Annotated in this window: 17 protein-coding genes and 1 pseudogene; 9 read left to right on the forward strand and 9 right to left on the reverse strand. The window is 61.8% G+C overall.

Annotated elements, in window-relative coordinates; genetic code table 11:
- Positions 1-252 precede the first annotated feature (252 nt).
- On the forward strand, positions 253-2,442 hold the full coding sequence (locus ACZ9BX_RS01960) for an anthranilate synthase (RefSeq protein ID WP_476215368.1): 2,190 nt from the start codon (positions 253-255) through the stop codon (positions 2,440-2,442).
- A gap of 45 nt (positions 2,443-2,487) precedes the next feature.
- Here ACZ9BX_RS01960 and ACZ9BX_RS01965 read toward each other — a convergent pair whose 3' ends face one another.
- Positions 2,488-3,084, reverse strand: a complete 597-nt coding sequence (locus tag ACZ9BX_RS01965) for a GNAT family N-acetyltransferase (RefSeq protein ID WP_476215370.1) — start codon at positions 3,082-3,084, stop codon at positions 2,488-2,490.
- A 130-nt stretch (positions 3,085-3,214) separates the two neighbouring features.
- Between ACZ9BX_RS01965 and emfA the strand changes: the two genes are divergently transcribed.
- Positions 3,215-4,129, forward strand: coding sequence for a CDF family cation efflux transporter EmfA (gene emfA / locus ACZ9BX_RS01970; protein ID WP_027508325.1), 915 nt, complete (start codon positions 3,215-3,217; stop codon positions 4,127-4,129).
- Complete coding sequence (queF, locus tag ACZ9BX_RS01975) at positions 4,129-4,593, forward strand: preQ(1) synthase (protein WP_476215372.1); 465 nt, start codon at positions 4,129-4,131, stop codon at positions 4,591-4,593. Before emfA ends, queF begins: the two co-directional genes overlap by 1 nt.
- Positions 4,594-4,609: 16 nt before the next feature.
- On the opposite strand, the gene ACZ9BX_RS01980 is transcribed toward queF, so the two are convergent.
- Both ACZ9BX_RS01980 and ACZ9BX_RS01985 read right to left on the reverse strand, forming a co-directional pair.
- A complete protein-coding gene (locus ACZ9BX_RS01980) occupies positions 4,610-5,380 on the reverse strand; it encodes a DUF2076 domain-containing protein (protein ID WP_476215374.1) in 771 nt (256 codons plus the stop codon).
- Positions 5,381-5,485: 105 nt separating this feature from the next.
- Complete coding sequence (locus ACZ9BX_RS01985) at positions 5,486-6,208, reverse strand: hypothetical protein (protein ID WP_476215376.1); 723 nt, start codon at positions 6,206-6,208, stop codon at positions 5,486-5,488.
- 159 nt (positions 6,209-6,367) lie between these two features.
- Between ACZ9BX_RS01985 and ACZ9BX_RS01990 the strand changes: the two genes are divergently transcribed.
- The 3 genes from ACZ9BX_RS01990 (at position 6,368) to leuA (ending at position 10,436) form a co-directional block, all read left to right on the forward strand.
- The gene (locus ACZ9BX_RS01990; RefSeq protein WP_476215378.1) at positions 6,368-6,955 is read left to right on the forward strand and encodes an ATP-dependent Clp protease proteolytic subunit; all 588 of its coding nucleotides are present in this window, start codon (positions 6,368-6,370) and stop codon (positions 6,953-6,955) included.
- A gap of 256 nt (positions 6,956-7,211) precedes the next feature.
- Positions 7,212-8,396 (forward strand): benzoate/H(+) symporter BenE family transporter, encoded by a 1,185-nt coding sequence (locus tag ACZ9BX_RS01995; protein WP_476215380.1) that lies wholly within the window; start codon positions 7,212-7,214, stop codon positions 8,394-8,396.
- Positions 8,397-8,720: 324 nt separating this feature from the next.
- Positions 8,721-10,436: a 2-isopropylmalate synthase gene (gene leuA, locus ACZ9BX_RS02000; RefSeq protein ID WP_476215382.1), complete on the forward strand. Its 1,716-nt coding sequence runs from the start codon at positions 8,721-8,723 to the stop codon at positions 10,434-10,436.
- A 44-nt stretch (positions 10,437-10,480) separates the two neighbouring features.
- On the opposite strand, the pseudogene ACZ9BX_RS02005 reads toward leuA, so the two are convergent.
- Positions 10,481-10,964 (reverse strand): annotated as a pseudogene (locus tag ACZ9BX_RS02005) (winged helix-turn-helix transcriptional regulator); the annotation flags it as partial.
- A gap of 2 nt (positions 10,965-10,966) precedes the next feature.
- Here ACZ9BX_RS02005 and ACZ9BX_RS02010 point away from each other — a divergent pair.
- The gene (locus ACZ9BX_RS02010) at positions 10,967-11,932 is read left to right on the forward strand and encodes a quinone oxidoreductase family protein (protein WP_476215384.1); all 966 of its coding nucleotides are present in this window, start codon (positions 10,967-10,969) and stop codon (positions 11,930-11,932) included.
- 2 nt (positions 11,933-11,934) lie between these two features.
- Here ACZ9BX_RS02010 and ACZ9BX_RS02015 read toward each other — a convergent pair whose 3' ends face one another.
- The 4 genes from ACZ9BX_RS02015 to ACZ9BX_RS02030 all read right to left on the reverse strand — a co-directional run bounded on the left by ACZ9BX_RS02015 (position 11,935) and on the right by ACZ9BX_RS02030 (position 15,072).
- Positions 11,935-12,780: an anti-sigma factor family protein gene (locus tag ACZ9BX_RS02015; RefSeq protein WP_476215386.1), complete on the reverse strand. Its 846-nt coding sequence runs from the start codon at positions 12,778-12,780 to the stop codon at positions 11,935-11,937.
- A gap of 3 nt (positions 12,781-12,783) precedes the next feature.
- Positions 12,784-13,290, reverse strand: coding sequence for an RNA polymerase sigma factor (locus ACZ9BX_RS02020; RefSeq protein WP_476215388.1), 507 nt, complete (start codon positions 13,288-13,290; stop codon positions 12,784-12,786).
- Positions 13,291-13,458: 168 nt separating this feature from the next.
- Entirely contained in the window at positions 13,459-14,019 is a 561-nt protein-coding gene (locus ACZ9BX_RS02025; protein WP_476215389.1) for a tetratricopeptide repeat protein, read from the reverse strand.
- 144 nt (positions 14,020-14,163) lie between these two features.
- Positions 14,164-15,072 carry a metallophosphoesterase family protein gene (locus ACZ9BX_RS02030; protein ID WP_476215391.1) on the reverse strand — a complete coding sequence of 303 codons (909 nt, stop codon included), beginning with the start codon at positions 15,070-15,072 and terminating at the stop codon, positions 14,164-14,166.
- A gap of 71 nt (positions 15,073-15,143) precedes the next feature.
- On the opposite strand from ACZ9BX_RS02030, the gene ACZ9BX_RS02035 reads away from it, so the two are divergent.
- Positions 15,144-15,623 (forward strand): NUDIX domain-containing protein, encoded by a 480-nt coding sequence (locus ACZ9BX_RS02035; RefSeq protein ID WP_027508338.1) that lies wholly within the window; start codon positions 15,144-15,146, stop codon positions 15,621-15,623.
- A 3-nt stretch (positions 15,624-15,626) separates the two neighbouring features.
- Here the strand turns inward: ACZ9BX_RS02035 and ACZ9BX_RS02040 are convergent, their stop codons facing one another.
- Entirely contained in the window at positions 15,627-16,616 is a 990-nt protein-coding gene (locus tag ACZ9BX_RS02040) for a glutathione S-transferase family protein (protein ID WP_476215393.1), read from the reverse strand.
- 275 nt (positions 16,617-16,891) lie between these two features.
- Between ACZ9BX_RS02040 and ACZ9BX_RS02045 the strand changes: the two genes are divergently transcribed.
- Positions 16,892-17,392: a GNAT family N-acetyltransferase gene (locus tag ACZ9BX_RS02045; RefSeq protein WP_476215395.1), complete on the forward strand. Its 501-nt coding sequence runs from the start codon at positions 16,892-16,894 to the stop codon at positions 17,390-17,392.
- Positions 17,393-17,400 lie beyond the last annotated feature (8 nt).

Consider the following 17,400-nt stretch of genomic DNA (forward strand, 5'->3'; position numbering starts at 1 on the left):
AGCGGGTTCGTTTCAGCCGGTTCCGACCGGTGAAAGCGAACCCGCTAAAACCGCTCTTGCGCTTCTCCCAATCTCACGCTAACAATTCCGCCCATGAAGAAGTCCTTGAACATTGCTGTTTGGTGGTGGGCTCGCTGAGGCGGCCTCGATCAATCGTGTTCAAAGACGACGAGTGAGCCGCCCGAGACTTCGAGGCGGCTTTTTTGTTTTCAAGGCCGCCTGTCGTCCGGGCCCCGATAACGGAGTGGAACAATGGTAACGATCCTTCGGGACGACGGTGCGGAAATTTACGAGACGAGGGGCGGCGTTACCGTCACGCGACAGCGCAGGGCGATCCCCTATGCCGATGCGGTCGTCTCCTATGTCGACAAGCTCGATGAGCGCCGCGGCGCGGTCTTTTCCTCCAACTACGAATATCCGGGCCGTTACACGCGCTGGGACACTGCCGTCGTCGATCCGCCGCTCGGCATCTCCTCCTTCGGGCGCGACGTCTGGATCGAAGCCTATAACGAGCGCGGCGAAGTGCTGCTCGGCTTCGTGGCGGAGCGGCTGAAAAAAGTTGTCGAGCTGGAACTCGGCGCTGCCACCGCACGGCGCCTCGATCTCAAGGTGAAGACGCCGGACCGGGTGTTCACCGAAGAGGAACGCTCGAAGATACCGACGGTGTTCACGGTTCTTCGCGCCGTCACCGACCTGTTCCATTCGCAGGCGGATGCGAGCCTCGGCCTTTATGGCGCCTTCGGCTACGATCTCGCCTTCCAGTTCGATGCGATCAATCTGAAGCTGACGCGCCCTTCCGACCAGCGCGACATGGTGCTCTACCTGCCGGACGAAATTCTGGTGGTCGACAATTATTCCGCCAAGGCCTGGATCGACCGCTACGATTTTGAGAAGGGCGGCGTGACGACCGAGGGCAAGAAAGGTGATGTCGCGCCGGAACCCTTCAAGCAGACCGACGCCATTCCGCCGAAGAGCGATCACCGGCCGGGCGAATATGCCGAACTCGTCGTCAAGGCAAAGGAGAGCTTCCGCAAGGGCGATCTCTTCGAGGTCGTGCCGGGGCAGAAATTCATGGAGCGCTGCGACAGCAAGCCTTCCGACATTTCCAAGCGCCTGAAGGCGATCAATCCGTCGCCCTATTCCTTCTTCATCAATCTCGGAAATCAGGAATATCTCGTCGGCGCCTCGCCGGAAATGTTCGTGCGCGTCTCGGGCCGTCGCATCGAGACCTGCCCGATCTCCGGCACGATCAAGCGCGGCGACGATCCCATCGCCGACAGCGAACAGATCCTGAAGCTGCTCAACTCCAAGAAGGATGAGTCCGAGCTCACCATGTGCTCGGATGTCGACCGCAACGACAAGAGCCGTGTCTGCGAGCCGGGTTCAGTCAAGGTCATCGGCCGGCGGCAGATCGAGATGTATTCGCGCCTCATCCACACCGTCGACCATATCGAGGGGCGGCTGCGGGACGACATGGATGCCTTCGACGGCTTCCTGTCGCATGCCTGGGCCGTGACCGTCACCGGCGCGCCGAAGCTCTGGGCGATGCGTTTCATCGAAAGCCATGAGAAGAGCCCGCGCGCATGGTATGGCGGGGCGATCGGCATGGTCGGCTTCAACGGGGACATGAATACCGGCCTGACGCTGCGCACCGTCCGTATCAAGGACGGAATTGCCGAAGTGAGGGCAGGGGCGACGCTGCTCAACGATTCCATTCCTGATGAAGAAGAAGCCGAAACCGAACTGAAGGCCTCCGCCATGCTTTCCGCCATCCGCGATGCAAAGGCCGGCAATGCCGGCAAGGTGAGCCGCGACGTCGCTGCCGTCGGCAAGGGCGTCAACATCCTGCTGATCGACCATGAGGACAGCTTCGTCCATACGTTGGCGAACTATTTCCGCCAGACGGGGGCGACGGTTTCGACCGTGCGCACGCCGGTGCCGGAGGAGATTTTCGACCGCCTGAACCCTGACCTCGTCGTCTTGTCGCCTGGCCCCGGCAATCCGAAGGATTTCGATTGCAAGGCGACAATCAAGAGGGCGCGCGCCCGCAACCTGCCGATCTTCGGCGTCTGCCTCGGCTTGCAAGCGCTCGCCGAAGCCTATGGCGGTGAATTGCGGCATCTGGCGCTGCCGATGCACGGCAAGCCGTCGCGCATCCGCGTGCTGGAACCGGGCATCGTCTTCTCCGGGCTTTCCAGGGAAGTCACTGTCGGCCGCTACCACTCGATCTTCGCCGATCCCTCGACCCTGCCGCGCGACTTCATCATTACGGCGGAGAGCGAGGACGGCACGATCATGGGCATCGAGCACGCCAAGGAGCCGGTTGCCGCCGTGCAGTTCCATCCGGAATCGATCATGACGCTCGGCGGCGACGCCGGCATGCGGATGATCGAGAATGTCGTGGCGCATCTGGCGCGCAAGGTGAAGACCAAGGCGGCTTGAGCCGGCGCCCGCAGTTCGGCCGGTCCGCTGCCGTGGATCGGCCGTTTATGCCCGGCGTTTGACGATGCGCAGGTTCATTTCGGAGCGCAGCCTGAAGCCGAGCGACTTGTAGAGGGCGATTGCCGTCGTATTGTTCGCATAGGCGTGCAGATAGGCAGTTTCGCCTTGGGTGGCGATTTCGCCGGCCACAAAACGAAAGAGCAACGTGCCGAACCCGCGCCGCTGGAATTCCGGATGCGTGCAAAGCCCGCTGAGTTCGGCAAAGCCGGTCTGGCGCAGCCGCTGGCCGGCCATGGCGATGAGCCTGCCTTCAGTCTTGATCCCCCAGAAGGGGCCGAGGCTTTGGGCGCGTAATGTGAACGGCCCGGGCTTGGTCAAGGTTGCAAGTGCCAGCATCTCCTCCGCATCGGATTGATCGAGAGGCTGGATGCGATTATCCACGATCCGCTCGTGGGGACGCTCGGCAACCATCTGAACGGCTAAAGCCTCGGAAACGACAACCAGTCCCGGTGGAATGGCGATCGGGCCGGCTTCGACAAGCAGCATGGTTTCGTCGGCTTCCGGGAGGTCTTCTAATGCCTCGAGACTTTCAGGAGTATTGTCGGCGGCGGCTGCGTTGCCGCAGGCCGTCCAATTTGACAAAATGCCGGTAATCCCCCATATCACCCGCATTGGCCGCCTGCGCGATTTTCGCGCGGGCGGTTTTGCGTTTGAATGGGCCCAATGCTGCAATTCATTCGCATCCGCACTGAGGCTGGCAAGAGGGATCGACATGGACGGACAGGGCAATCTCGCGGTTCAGCGGCTGGCGCTTTGGAGCATTCCGCTGTCGCTCGGCGTCATGGGACTGAAGATGGTGGCTTGGTGGGTCACCGGCTCGGTCGCGCTGCTTTCGGATGGCCTGGAGTCGACCGTTAACGTCGTTGCCGCCCTCATTGCCTATTTCGTCATCCGCTACGCGCAGAGGCCGGCGGATCACGACCATCCGTTCGGGCACCACAAGGCTGAGTACCTCTCGGCGGTGATCGAAGGCGTGCTCATCGTCGTTGCGGCGCTCCTGATCGTCAACGAGGCGATCGGTCACCTGGCGGCGCCGCGCATGCTCGATGCGCCGGCGCTCGGCCTTGCGATCAATTTCGGGGCAGGGGTGATCAACGCCGTCTGGGCGCAGCTGCTGATCCGCACCGGCCGAAAACACCGCTCGGCGGCGCTTGCCGCCGACGGCCAGCATATCATGTCGGACGTCGTGACCTCCGTCGGCGTGCTGATCGGCCTGCTTCTGGCGATCGCGACCGGCTATCCGATCTTCGACCCGATGCTTGCGATCCTCGTCGCCGTCAACATTCTCTATCAGGGCTGGAAGGTGATCTCGCATTCGATCGGCGGGCTGATGGACCAGGCGGTGGAACCGGAGGAAGAGGAGGCCATCAAGCAGGCGATCGCCACGCATGCGGCGGGCTCGATCGGCGTTCACGACCTGAAAACCCGCAGGGCGGGTTCGGTCACCTTCGTCGATTTTCATCTTGTCGTTCCGGCCGCAATGCCGGTAAGGCAGGCGCACGATATCTGCGACCGCCTTGAAGATGCCATCCGCGCGGTGCATCCGGGCGCTAGCATTGCCATTCACGTCGAGCCCGAGGGCGAAAGGGCCCATGGGATCCGCGTCAAAGTTGTAAAGGACGTCTAATGCCGAAAACCGATGTTTCCAGCCTGTCGATGCTGGGAAAAGAGACCGAAACAGCCAAGTCGCCGGAAGAGGCGGTGCTGGAGAAGGTGCCGTCAAACCATGCGGGCACCGACTTCGTCGTGCGCTTCACCGCGCCGGAGTTCACCTCGCTCTGCCCGATGACCGGCCAACCGGATTTCGCCCATATCGTCATCGACTACATCCCGAACGAATGGCTGGTTGAGTCGAAGTCGCTGAAACTCTTCCTACATTCCTTCCGCAATCAAGGCGCCTTCCATGAGGACTGCTCGATCTATATCGCCAAGCGTCTCGTGGAACTGCTCGATCCGAAGTGGCTTCGGATCGGCGCCTATTGGTATCCGCGCGGCGGTATTCCAATCGATGTCTTCTGGCAGACGGGCAAGCCGCCGGAAGGCGTATGGTTGCCCGACCAGGGTGTTGCGACGTATCGCGGCCGCGGCTGACACTTAGGCCGATCGGTCAGACGTCGAAACTATCGTCGCCGGACTGATCGTCTGCGACATCGTCATCATTGTCGTCACTGTTGTAATCGGCCTGCCGGATATCGTTGTCATTGTTATTGTTGTCGTCGTCAGCCTGTGGCTTCTGATCGCCATAATCATTATTGATGACGGTCTCTTCGGCGGGAGCGCTGGCATTGCCGAAAGGATTGCTGCCGGAAAAAGGCGAGCCCCATCCGAGCGACGACATATGATTGCCGAAGATGCCGCTCAGCGAATTGGCAAGCAGCATGCCGCCTGCCACGCCGGCAGCCGTGCCTAGTGCGCCGCGAAGGAAGCTGCCGCCGGCAGAGGGTGCGCCGGGCTGCGGATCCCAAGGACCGCTCGGCTGCTGCTGCCGCATCGGGCGGACGGGCTCATCATAACCGCGATCCTGCTGGGCTTGGCGGGGCGCATTGCCCCAAGGGCCGGAAGTCTGCGCTGGCTGCTGCGCCTGGCCGGTGCCGAAGATCGAGCTTAGGAACCCGCCACCCTGTTCGGCCTGGTGATGTTCGCTTTCGCCGGCCTCGAGCTGGCGGATGCGTTCTTCCAGTTCCTTGATGTGGTTGGCGGCCGCTTCAAGACCCTTTTCCTGGACGATGACGGCCTGCGCCAGATAATAGGTAGTATAGGGCTGCTCGCGCACGCCCTGATCGATGAAGGTCTCCGCTTCGCGATCGCGCGGTGTCGCGGCGGCGGTGCGGACCCTGTCGAAAAGCCCGGCCAGCAATTGGCGTTCTTCCGGTGACATGGCTGTCTTCCTTGTATCTTTCGTGCGGACATGGCCGCGTGAGGATGAGGTAGGAACGGATTTTGGCTTTTCAAAGCCGCGGCGCGTTACATTTCGGTAAGGCGCTCAGGACCGGACCCAGACGCGCAGCGGGCCGAGCGATGTGAAGCCGAGCTCCAGCGCATCGCTCAAATCATCGCCATGCTCGTAGCCGACGACGGGCGTGCCGGGAAAGATCTCCGCCGCCTTCTGCACGAGCCCCGCGCGAATGGCTCGCTTCCTCCTTTTGATGGCAAAGACGTTCGAATGGGCGACCACATCCGCCTGGCGGTTGAGAATTCCGCCGCCTTCGAGCGCTTTGCCCTCGAAGGTGGCGAAAAAGGCGATATCGGGATTGAGCAGCAGCGGTTCGGCGAAGATCGGCGTCGCTTGCGGCGGGTCGCCTGCGCCCCAGGCTTTTTCCCAGAGGTCCAATTCATCCGCCGTTGCGATCCGCTTCCATGTCACGGACTGATCTTCCGGCGCATGAATCTTGTCCGCCTCGATGCCGAGCCATTCGGCCTCGAACAGGATTTCGAAACCGAGAGGGGCAAGGTTAAGCGCGGCGTAACTGTCCTTGACGCCCCAGCCGCCCTTTCGCGAGCGGATCAGCACCGCTATCGCTTCCTCCTGCTCGCGCGCGGTATCGCCGCCCGTCAGCGTTATGGCGTCCGGATAAAAGGGCGGCGTGCCCTGGCGGTGGAGCCAGAGGGTTGCGGAAAACTCGCCGGGCGCGCCCTGCGCCTCGCAGACGGCATTGCACCAGAGCGCATTGTTGCGGACAGCCGCGCGTAGCATTTCCGATGTCATTTTCTCCTCCGCTTCGAGCTCTCGGCAGAATGCGACCATATCGTCGGTTCGTCATAAGAATATCTTCACCCGTTCCGTGCCTTGCCTTTTTCCCGCATTGTTTTACCCATTGAGTCGCACTATGTGCGAGGAACGCGAGTTCACGTGAGAGAGATTCGAATGAACGACGAAGAACAAGACGACGACAAGACGAAGGAACTGCCGCTCAGCAAGGAAACGGAGGCGAATCTTTTCAAGTCGCGTTCGATCTTCATCTACGGGCCTATCAACCAGGAAATCGCCCAGAAGGTCTGCTCGCAGCTCGTGGCGCTTGCTGCAGCCAGCGACGACGACATCCGTATTTACGTCAGTTCGCCCGGTGGTCACGTCGAATCCGGCGATTCGATCCATGACATGGTCAAATTCATCAAGCCGAACGTCTGGATGATCGGCACCGGCTGGGTCGCCTCCGCCGGCGCGCTGATCTACGTCGCGGTACCGAAGGAACGGCGTCTCTGCCTGCCCAACACGCGCTTCCTGCTGCACCAACCCTCCGGTGGCACGCGCGGCATGGCCTCCGACATCGAGATCCAGGCGCGCGAGATCATCAAGATGAACGAGCGCCTGAACAAGATCATGGCGGCTGCCACCGGTCAGCCGATCGAAAAGATCACCGCCGACACCGACCGCGACTACTGGCTCTCGGCCGAAGAAGCCAAGGCCTACGGACTGGTTTCGCGAATCATCACTTCGCAGAGCGAGATTTGATTTTCTCCTCTCCCATTAGGGAGGGGCCGAAGGATCGGATGTGGGGCGGCGCGGCAAGCGTCGCCCCTTTTTCTTGATCAAAGTTGGAGTTCGCAATCGATCCTGAGGATCGACTGCCCGGCTTCGCCGACCTCATCTGCCCTGTTGGGCATCTTCTCCCCGGAGAGAGGGCGAAGCCAGAACGCGGGCATCCGCACTTGCGCGACTCCACCTAATAGGGCTCCATGCGGCTTTCCCGCTCATCCTGAGTCCCGCCATGCTCAAAGACTTTTCCGTCCAGGCCCTGTTCATGGGAGTCCTCACTGCCTTTGTCGGCTTCGCCAGTTCCTTTGCGGTTGTCCTGCAAGGACTGCATGGCGTCGGCGCGACGGACGCCCAGGCGGCGTCGGGGCTCATGGCACTGTCGATCTCGTTGGGGCTTTGCGCGATCGTGCTAAGCACCGTGACGCGGATGCCCATCAGCACCGCATGGTCCACCCCGGGCGGGGCTCTGCTTGCCAGTACCGGTGTGGTCGAGGGCGGGTTCAATGCGGCGGTAGGAGCGTTTCTTACCTGCGCGCTGCTGATCGTCATCGCCGGCCTGTTCAAGCCGCTCGGCCGGGCGGTTGCCGCCATTCCGGCGCCGCTCGCCAATGCCATGCTCGCGGGCGTGCTGATCGGGTTGTGCTTCGCGCCGGTGAAGGCGATCGCTTTCGATCCGCTGCTCGGACTGCCTATCGTGCTTGCATGGATCGTCGTCGGCGCGTTCAAGCGGCTCTGGGCGGTGCCGGCGGCTCTGGGGGCTTTCGTGCTGATTCTTGCCTTCGGCGTGGACATTCCCGAGGGAGCGCTGGGCTCGATCGGGCAGGCGCTGCTGCCGACCGTCGAGATCGTTACGCCTGTTTTCAACCTGCCGGCTTTCATCTCCATCGCGCTGCCGCTCTTCATCGTCACCATGGCGTCGCAGAACATTCCGGGCATCGCCGTGCTGAAGGTAAATGGCTACGCGCCGAAACCCGGATCGCTCTTCTCGGTAACCGGTCTGTTCTCGGTCGTATCGGCGCCCCTCGGCGGCCATGCGGTCAATCTGGCTGCGATTACCGCGGCGATGTGCGCCGGTCCGGACGCGCATCCGGATCCCGCTCGGCGTTACTGGGCGGTGCTAATCTGCGGCGTCTGCTATCTCATTGTCGGCCCGCTCGCCGGCGTCGTGACGACTTTCGTGGCGCTGGCACCGCCGATCCTGATCCAGGCGGTCGCCGGCCTTGCGCTCGTCGGCGCCTTCTCGGGCTCGGCGATGGCCGCCTTCCAGGCTCCGGAATCGCGGGAGGCCGCGGCGATCACCTTCCTGGTCACTGCGTCGGGTGTTTCCTTCGGCGGAATTTCCGGGGCTTTCTGGGGACTGGTGGCCGGCGGCCTGATGCTGGCGCTGTCGCGTTTTGTGCAAGCGGCAAGAAAATAGGCGGGGGGTTGCCAGTTTTTTGTTCGGCGGCTATAAGCGCGCTTATGAAGACGACTGGCGCAAAGATTTCCGACACCATTGTCCGCGGCCGCGTTGCCCTGCGTGACAATACGCGCGCCCTGACGTCGCTTCTTCTCCTCGGCCTTACGCGCGGTTGCCGGGTCCTTTGAGGAGCGCCCGGCGGCCGAAAGCCCGCTGGCCCATCGCTCCTCGCGACGATTTCCCTGAATGCCAAGATAGAGCACAAGGTCCGTATTTGCTGTCGCAAAGCCTGCTATGATGGGCTAAGACGCGAGGCAAATTGCCGGGACGAGGAAGAAGACAATGGACGCGACGACGCAAATTCCCGCAAAAGGCATGCAATCCGCAGGCGTGAAATACCGCCCGTACCCGCAGGTGAACATTCCCGATCGCACCTGGCCGACGAACGTGATCACCAAGGCGCCGGTCTGGTGCTCGGTCGACCTTCGCGACGGCAATCAGGCGCTGGTGGATCCGATGGGTCACGACCGCAAGGCTCGCATGTTCAATCTGCTGCTCGCCATGGGCTTCAAGGAAATCGAGATCGGATTTCCGTCCGCCTCGCAGACGGACTTCGACTTCGCGCGCTGGTGCATCGAGGAAGGAAACGTCGCGGACGATGTTTCGCTGCAGGTCCTGGTTCAGTGTCGTCCCGAACTCATCACCCGCACCTTCGAAGCGCTGCAGGGCGCCAACAGGCCGATTGTGCATTTCTACAACTCGACGAGCGAGCTGCAGCGCCGCGTGGTTTTTGCCAAAGACGTGCAGGGCATCAAGCAGATCGCCGTCGATGCGGCGAAGATGATCACTGACATGGCGGCCAAGGCCGGCGGCGGCTACCGCTTCGAATATTCGCCGGAAAGCTTTACGGGCACCGAACTCGAAGTGGCGCTGGAAATCTGCAACGCCGTCATCGACGTCATGAAGCCAACGGCGGACAACAAGCTGATCATCAACCTGCCGTCCACCGTCGAGATGGCGACGCCAAACGTCTATGCCGATCAGATCGAATGGATGTGCCGCAATCTCGACAATCGCGAGAGCCTGATCGTTTCGCTGCACCCGCATAACGACCGCGGCACCGGCATTGCAGCAGCCGAGCTCGGCCTGCTGGCGGGCGCCGACCGCGTCGAGGGCACGCTTTTCGGCAACGGTGAGCGCACCGGCAACGTCGACGTCGTGACGATGGCGCTCAACATGTTCACCCAGGGCGTCGATCCGGAAATCGACTGCTCGGATATCGAGCGCATAAAGAGCGTTTTCGAATATTCGAACCAGATGACGATCGGCGAACGCCATCCTTACGTCGGCGAACTGGTATACACCGCGTTCTCCGGCTCGCACCAGGATGCGATCAACAAGGGCATGAAGGCGATCAAGGTCGCCAACCATCCGCTGTGGGAAGTACCCTACCTGCCGATCGATCCGCAGGATGTCGGTCGCTCCTACGAGGCGATCATCCGCATCAACTCGCAGTCCGGCAAGGGCGGCATCGCCTATATCCTGCAGCAGGATTACGGGCTGAACCTGCCGCGCAATCTCCAGGTCGAGTTCCGCGAGGAGATCCAGCGCATCACCGACGAAGAAGGCAAGGAGCTGCCGTCGCGCCGCATCTACGACCGCTTCATCGAGCGCTACGTGACGCAGCCCGAGGGCCGTATCAAGTTCGTCGATCACCACACTTTCGCCGATCCCGATCGCAAGGGCGTGCGCGTCGTTGCAGCGGAGATTACCGACAATGGCGAGACGAAGCGTATCGAGGGCCGCGGCAACGGGCCGGTCGACGGCTTCATCAACGCGCTCTCGCACTATCTCGGCATCGAGATGTCGGTCGAAGACTATTCCGAGCACTCGCTGCAGCACGGCTCGAACGCGGCGGCCATCTCCTACGTCGAAACCGCCTATCCCGGTGGCAAGCTCTTCGGCGCCGGCATCAGCACCAATATCGTCGGCGCCTCGCTCGAGGCGATCGTCTCGGCGGCGAACCGGGTGCTTGATGTGAGAGCCGGGAAGAACTGATCGGCATCGCGCAGCGGGTTCTGTCCGCTGCGCATTTTCGCCGCTCAAGCGGCGATATTTTCATCGCGCGGACGGACGATGCAGTCGGCAATGTCGGCGACTTCGTTCAGCGCTTCGGCATGGCGCTGGCCCCATTGGCAGAGCGCCAGCAGTACCGGCTCAAGCCCAAGTCCAAGCTCCGTCGCGGTATATTCGACGCGTGCGGGAACCTCGGCGAAGACCTCGCGCCTCACCAAACCGTGCTCTTCCATCTCGCGCAGCTGTTGGATCAGCACCTTCTGCGTGATCTCCGGCATCAGGCGTTTCAGCTTCGAGAGGCGCTTCGGTCCGCTGAAAACGTAATAGAGGATGATTGGCTTCCAGCGCCCGGCGATCACCTTCAGGGCGCGTTCGACGGGCAATTTTGGCAGTCTTTTGATGGGTTCAGCCATGGTCACTTCCTGGTGGGTATGGCACGAAAGAGTGTGTATTCCTGCCACCAAGCTTACTGGTAAAGCGCTGCTCACGCCATTCAAACGTGAGGTCTGCCCATGAGAGCCGTCCGCTTCAACCATTTCGGTCCGCCTGAGGTCCTGAAAATTGTCGAGGTTCCGAAACCGGTGGCCCGTGAAGGGGAGGTTCTTGTTCGTGTCCGTGCTGCGGGTGTCAATTTCTTCGAGGTGCTGATGCGTGCCGACCGGTATGAGGTGACGCCGGAATTGCCGATGATCCTGGGTGTCGAGGTTGCAGGCATTGTCGAGGCGGTGGGCGAGGAAGCTGATGCCGCTCTCATCGGTGCACACGTCGCCGTTCCGCTTTTTGCGCTTGGACGGGGCGAGGGCTACGCGGAGTACGTCGCCGTGCCGGGAAGCTCAGTGATCCCGATCCCGGATCAATTGTCTTTCGAGGCGGCGGCAGCGCTGATGGTGCAAGGGCTGACGGCGCTGCATATGGTGCGTCAGGCGCCGCCGCGGGGCAAAGCCGTTCTTGTCCATGCTGCTGCCGGTGGCGTCGGGTCGCTGCTGGTGCAATTGGCGAAGCGCGAGGGTGCAGGATCGGTCATTGCGACCGCCAGCAGCGCGAAGAAGAGATCGCTGGCGCGCGCGCTCGGCGCGGATTCGGCGATCGACTATACGGCCGACGGCTGGCAGGAAACCATCCGTGAGCAGGCATCCGTCGATCTGATCTATGATACGATTGGCAGCGAGGTGACGCGTGCCTCTCTTGCAACGCTTGCGCCGGGCGGAGAGCTTGTCTTTGCCGCACTGGGCCGCTTCCAGCTTGAGGCGACCGACCTCAACGCTATGTTCAAAAAGAACCAGTCGCTGAAGGGATTTGCCCTGCTGCCTCTATTATCCGAAACGCTGTCGGACGATCTCTCCACGCTGTTTTCGCTTGCTGTCTCCGGCGCGTTGACCATCGCGGAGGGCGCAAGTTTCCCGCTGGACAAAGCTGCCGACGCGCATCGCGCCATCGAAAACCGGGGCGTTAGCGGCAAGGTCGTGCTGGTGCCGTAAGCTCAGATCGCGGTTGCGACTTCCATGGCGATCTGGCTGAGCGAGGCTTCGGCGGAAGGGCCTGCCAGAACGTAGGATGTGCCGGCATTGTGCCAGGTGATCAGGCCGATTTCGTCTCTGATCGTTTCCTTGAAGTCCTCGGACTCGGGTGGCTGGGGATCCTTGCGGAAGCAGATCGAGATGAGATCGCCATCAGCGCTCGTATAGACCAGCTGGCCGACCGGTTTTCCGTCGCCAAGAAGCACACGGGCGCCCTGAAAGGTCCAGCCGTCGGCGGACAGGTCAGGCACGCGGAAGGCGACGCCGACCGTTGACGTCAGCCAGTTGGAAATCTCTTCGGCCTGCGTCGAGGGAACCTCGACGATATGCCGTGGCTGGCGGATCATCAGGCGCTGGTAGGCGGTGATGTCGTTCAGCCAGTTCTTGCTGCCGGCGTTGTCATCCACGGCTTGCGTTGTGCCATGGCCCGTGGGAGCGCCGGGGCTTGTGCCGGCGAGATAGCCGATGCCGCAGCCGACGATGAAAAGGATGATCGCCGCAGCCAGCGCCTGCGTGCCGCTGGGTGCAAGCTTCATCGATGGGCGGCTGGTTCGCGGGGCGATCGGCGCCTTGGGCGGCTGAACGCTCTTGATCGAGCGCACGAGCGCCAGCGGAACCGGCTCTTTCAGGATATCGTCCAGTCGGTGGCGGCCGAAATCGGCGCCGTGACGCAACTTGTCGTAAAGCCGGCGTGCACCTTCGTCGGTGGCGAGACGCTGTTCCAGCTCATGCTTCTGTTCCGGCGTCGCTTCCCCGTCGAGAAGGGCGGTCAGCTGGGCGTCAAGCGTCAGTTTCTTGAAATCGGGCAAAGTTCAGTACCTGTGAGGATGGTCGTCGGCGAGGCTTGCGAAGTGCAACCGCGCCGCGGCAAGCTGCGCGGGCACGCTGCCTGCCGATATGCCCATGATGTCGGCGGCCTGCTGATAGGTATGGCCTTCGACAGCGACGAGCAGGAAGACGCTCGAAATGCCCTCGGGCATTTCGGCGAGCATGCGGTGTATGGCATCGGTATCAGCGACGGCTGCGCGGTCGCGCACGGCATCGCGGATGTCCGTGACGTTGCCCTTTGAAGCCGGCCGCGCCTTGCGCTTGCGGCCATCGTCGCTCCATTGCTGGCGGGCGAGCGTGTAAATCCAGCTTTCGAGCCTGCCTTCGCCGCTCCACTGGTGGCTTTTCGCCACCGCGCGCTGACAGACCGCCTGCACCAGATCGTCGGCAGCTGCTGCATCGCCGGCAAGCGTCATCGCGAAGCGCCGCAGCCGCGGGAGCAGTCCCACCAGGTCGCGTCGGATATCGATGGTCGTTACAGGCTGACGCATGGTCTCATTTCATGAATGTGTTCGGGCGAAGCACCCAAGGTGGGCTAAGCTTTTTATATCGTGGAAGTGACCTTTATGAAACAATTTTGCACTGCCGCGCAAGAAGAAGACGGCGCGGCCGAAGAATTCCCAAACGTTTTTCTATTGGACGCCGGCGCGGCTCCCGTTTCAATAGGTCCGGTAGCCGTTCAGGCTCTGCAATAGCGCCCGGTAAGCCCAAGTGTTTTCGCCGCCGCGGTCGCGGATTTCGACGAGCTGGACGCGGGCGCCTTGGATATCTCCTTCTTCGACCAGGGCTTGGCCCATGTATGACCGCGCGAGAATGTAGTTCCCATCGGCCTGCAGTGCCTTGCGGTAATACGACATTCCGAGCTCCGTCCGGCCGGCCTTGCGGTTTGCGTAGCCGAGATAGTTCAGGATGCGCGGATCCTTCTGATTCCTGGCGAGATTCAGGACGGTGATGGCGTTCTCATACTGGCCGGCATAGGCGAATTCGCGCGCTGCCTTGAAGAGGTCATCGTCGTTGAAGCTGCTCTTCTTCGGCGCGACGCATTCCTTCTTCGTCTTGTCCCACACCTTGCCGTCGGCGCATTTCGTCGTGGTTTCGGTCTTTGGAGGTGGTTTGGTCTCGTCGCTTTCGTCACCGACAGCGAAGGCCGGTGCCGAGAGCCCGGCTGCAAGACCGAAGGCGAGGATGAGACGGCAGATGCGGTTTGCTGCGGTGCGCATGGCTTGCTCCTGGTCGGCGGCAGTTGCGGCCGGATTGTACCGCGGGATTTGGAATTACCAAGGGGAGAAGCATCGCGCGGCGGAAAATCGTGACGGCTTCAGAAAATGATTCAAGAGGCGGCGAAACCGATTCCGCTTTCCTGTCTAAAGCTTGAAAATATCGACACTTTCCGGCGTGACGCCGTCACCCATATCGTTCAAGCTGAAGCGCTCGCCCCGCAGTTCCCAGGCGCCCGGCGAACCGTCGATGCTGAAGAGATTATAGGCGGCGCGGGGCTTCAGGCCGCCCGGTCCCTGCGAGGCGGAGGCGATGCCGACCACAGGCACGGGGCTGGTCTGACCGCGCAGCCAGTGGAGCGTATTGAGGTGCGTATGGCCGTGGAGCACGAGTTCTGCCCCGCCGGTCGAGACAACGGCGGCGAAGCGGCGGATGCCGATCATCCGCTTGTAGAAGGCGGTCGCGCCGCGGATCGGCGGATGATGGATCATGACGACGCGGAAGAGGCCTGCCTCGCCGGCCGCGCGCAGCATGTTGACGGTCTCGCGGGCCTGCCGCTGGCTGAAGAAGCCGCTGGCGGCAAAAGGCGGCGTGGCGACGGCCGTCGAGCAGCCGACGAGCGCGACTTTGCCGCGGACGCGGAGATAGGGAAAGATGTGCTTGTCTTCCTCCCATTCAACTGGGGCGAGATCGCCGCGCACATAGTCATACCAGGCGCGCATGGATTTTTCGTAAGCGCCCGGCACATAGGCGTCGTGGTTGCCGGGAACCACGGAGGTTTCGGCTGGCTCTCCGAGCGCGCGCAGCCAGGCGGCGGCGGAGCGGATCTCGATGCGGCTTGCAAGGTTCACCAGGTCGCCGGTCACCGCGAGGTGGTCCGCATGGCGCGCACGGATATCGTCCAACAGCAGATCCAGCGTGCCGCCGAAAAGATGCTTGCGCCTATAGCGATGCCAGTTCACAAAGCCGGTGATGCGCTTCGAGAAAAGCTCGCGGAATGAAAGATTGGGAAGCGGACCGAGGTGGATATCCGAGATATGCGCGAGCTTGAACATGCTACGACACATAGACCAGGATAGTTACAAATCAAACACATCCGATTGAACGAAATAGTGAAAACAGAACCATGACGACCAAGGAAATCAGGCCCTGGCAATCCAAACTGCTGATGCGGATCGTGCATGGTTATTTCGCGCTCGCACGCGGCATGACGATGGGTGTGCGGGCCGCCTGCTTCGATTCGTCGGGGCGGATTTTCCTGGTGCGTCACAGCTATATTCCCGGTTGGCATATGCCGGGCGGCGGGCTGGAGCGCAACGAGACGGCAGAAGAGGCTCTGATCAAGGAACTGCGCGAGGAGGGCAACCTCAGGATCATCGGCAGGCCGCAGCTCTTCCATGTCTATTTCAACGCATCGGCGAGCCGGCGCGACCATGTGGTCTTCTATCGTGCCGAGGTCGAGCAGACGGCGCCGCGCAAGCCGGACATGGAGATCGTCGAATGCGGTTTCTTCGCGCTCGACGATCTGCCGGAGGGTGCGACCGCGGCGACGAGGCGGAGGCTCCGGGAACTGAGCGGCGAAGAGCCCGCCGCTCACTACTGGTAGGATTCAGGCCGCAGCGGCAAGCTTGGCGCGGCCGTGCGCGCCGTCGAGATCGAGCGCCGGTCCGACCGGCACCACACCCGTCGGGTTGATCGTCTTGTGGCTGCGGTAATAGTGCTGCTTGATGTGGTGGAGGTTCACCGTCTCCTTGACACCCGGCGTCTGGTAGAGATCGCGCAGGTAGCCCGAAAGGTTCTTGTAGTCTTCGATGCGGCGGATGTTGCATTTGAAGTGGCCGACATAGACGACATCGAAGCGCGCCAGCGTCGTGAACAGCCGCCAGTCCGCTTCCGTCAGCCGGTCGCCGAAGAGGTAGCGGGTCTTGCCGAGGCGCTCGTCCAGCGTGTCCAGCGTTTCGAAAATCTTGACGACATTTTCTTCGTAGGCCTCCTGCGTCGTTGCAAAGCCGGCCTTGTAGACGCCGTTGTTGACAGTGTCGTAGACGATTGCGTTCAGCGCATCGATATCGGCGCGAAGATCGGCGGGATAGAAATCCGTTTTTGAACCCGTCAGGCCGTCGAAGGCGCTGTTGAACATGCGGATGATCTCGGCTGATTCATTGTTGACGATCGTGCCGGTCTTCTTGTCCCAGAGCACGGGAACTGTGACGCGGCCGGAATAATGCGGGTCGGCCTTCACGTAGATCTCCCAGAGGGTCTTTGCTCCGTATAGATGATCGCCGGTGGCGCCGTCGCCGGATTTGAATTCCCAGCCGTTCTCGGCCATCAGGGGATCGACCACGGAGACGGAGATGATGTTCTCAAGCGTCTTCAGCTTGCGAAAGATCAGCGTACGGTGTGCCCAGGGGCAGGCGAGCGACACATAGAGATGATAACGGTCCGCCTCGGCCTTGAAGCCGCCGATGCCTGTCGGGCCGGCCTCTCCATCGGCCGTGATCCAGTTGCGGAACTGCGAGGCCGCGCGCTTGAAGTGGCCCTTCGTTTCCTTCGTATCGTACCAGACGTCCTGCCAGACGCCGTCAACCAGAATGCCCATTGTGTGCTTCCTTCAAATTCGTCGTTGGCGGAACATATCGCAGGCGGCCCCATCTTTGCAGGGTGCAAACGCTGAACAGTGCGTCCTGCAGTTTTTCGACGGCCGCATTTTGCATTGGACGGGAGAAATTTTTCCTGCTATCGGCCTTTTCACATTTTCTCAGGATCCGACTTGATGGCCGCAACCAGAAACCTGCGACGACGCTGATGCTCCCGAACGCCTGAACGGCGTGCTCGAGAATCCATCACTTCCGTCTATCCGGTTTCTGTCTCATCATGCACAAGCACGATCTGGTCTACCTCACCGAGGATGCGTCTCACGACGCGGCTATCGAACACATCAACGAAGAAGCATTCGGCCCCGGCCGGCATACGCGTGCCGCGGCCCGCATCCGCGAACAGGGACCGCACGATCTGTCGCTCTCCTTCATCTGCACCGATGATGGCGAAACGATCGCTTCCGTCAGAATGACGCCGGTCATGGCGGGCGATGTGAAGGGGCACCTGCTCGGGCCGCTCGCTGTCCGGCCATCGCACAAGAATATGGGCATCGGGCGCGAACTCGTGCGGATCGCGGTGGAGGCGGCAAGGGGCAAGGGCTCCGAGGCCATCATCCTCGTCGGCGATCCGCCTTACTATTGCCCGCTCGGCTTCGAGAGGGTCGCCTACAACGCGCTCGCCTTTCCGAGTCCGGTCGATCCCGCCCGCGTTCTCGCCGTTCCGATTGCCGAAGATGCGCATCAGCGTCTCAAGGGTATAATCGGCTGGCGTGCATAGGCCATATG

The organism is Rhizobium sp. USDA 3886 (assembly GCF_056279785.1).

Coding starts and splice junctions, on each gene's coding strand:
- ACZ9BX_RS01960 (WP_476215368.1), top strand. CDS start 253: ATGGTAACGATCCTTCGGGACGACGGTGCGGAAATTTACGAGACGAGG.
- emfA (WP_027508325.1), top strand. CDS start 3,215: ATGGACGGACAGGGCAATCTCGCGGTTCAGCGGCTGGCGCTTTGGAGC.
- queF (WP_476215372.1), top strand. CDS start 4,129: ATGCCGAAAACCGATGTTTCCAGCCTGTCGATGCTGGGAAAAGAGACC.
- ACZ9BX_RS01980 (WP_476215374.1), bottom strand. CDS start 5,380: ATGTCACCGGAAGAACGCCAATTGCTGGCCGGGCTTTTCGACAGGGTC.
- ACZ9BX_RS01985 (WP_476215376.1), bottom strand. CDS start 6,208: ATGACATCGGAAATGCTACGCGCGGCTGTCCGCAACAATGCGCTCTGG.
- ACZ9BX_RS01990 (WP_476215378.1), top strand. CDS start 6,368: ATGAACGACGAAGAACAAGACGACGACAAGACGAAGGAACTGCCGCTC.
- ACZ9BX_RS01995 (WP_476215380.1), top strand. CDS start 7,212: ATGCTCAAAGACTTTTCCGTCCAGGCCCTGTTCATGGGAGTCCTCACT.
- leuA (WP_476215382.1), top strand. CDS start 8,721: ATGGACGCGACGACGCAAATTCCCGCAAAAGGCATGCAATCCGCAGGC.
- ACZ9BX_RS02010 (WP_476215384.1), top strand. CDS start 10,967: ATGAGAGCCGTCCGCTTCAACCATTTCGGTCCGCCTGAGGTCCTGAAA.
- ACZ9BX_RS02020 (WP_476215388.1), bottom strand. CDS start 13,290: ATGCGTCAGCCTGTAACGACCATCGATATCCGACGCGACCTGGTGGGA.
- ACZ9BX_RS02025 (WP_476215389.1), bottom strand. CDS start 14,019: ATGCGCACCGCAGCAAACCGCATCTGCCGTCTCATCCTCGCCTTCGGT.
- ACZ9BX_RS02030 (WP_476215391.1), bottom strand. CDS start 15,072: ATGTTCAAGCTCGCGCATATCTCGGATATCCACCTCGGTCCGCTTCCC.
- ACZ9BX_RS02035 (WP_027508338.1), top strand. CDS start 15,144: ATGACGACCAAGGAAATCAGGCCCTGGCAATCCAAACTGCTGATGCGG.
- ACZ9BX_RS02040 (WP_476215393.1), bottom strand. CDS start 16,616: ATGGGCATTCTGGTTGACGGCGTCTGGCAGGACGTCTGGTACGATACG.
- ACZ9BX_RS02045 (WP_476215395.1), top strand. CDS start 16,892: ATGCACAAGCACGATCTGGTCTACCTCACCGAGGATGCGTCTCACGAC.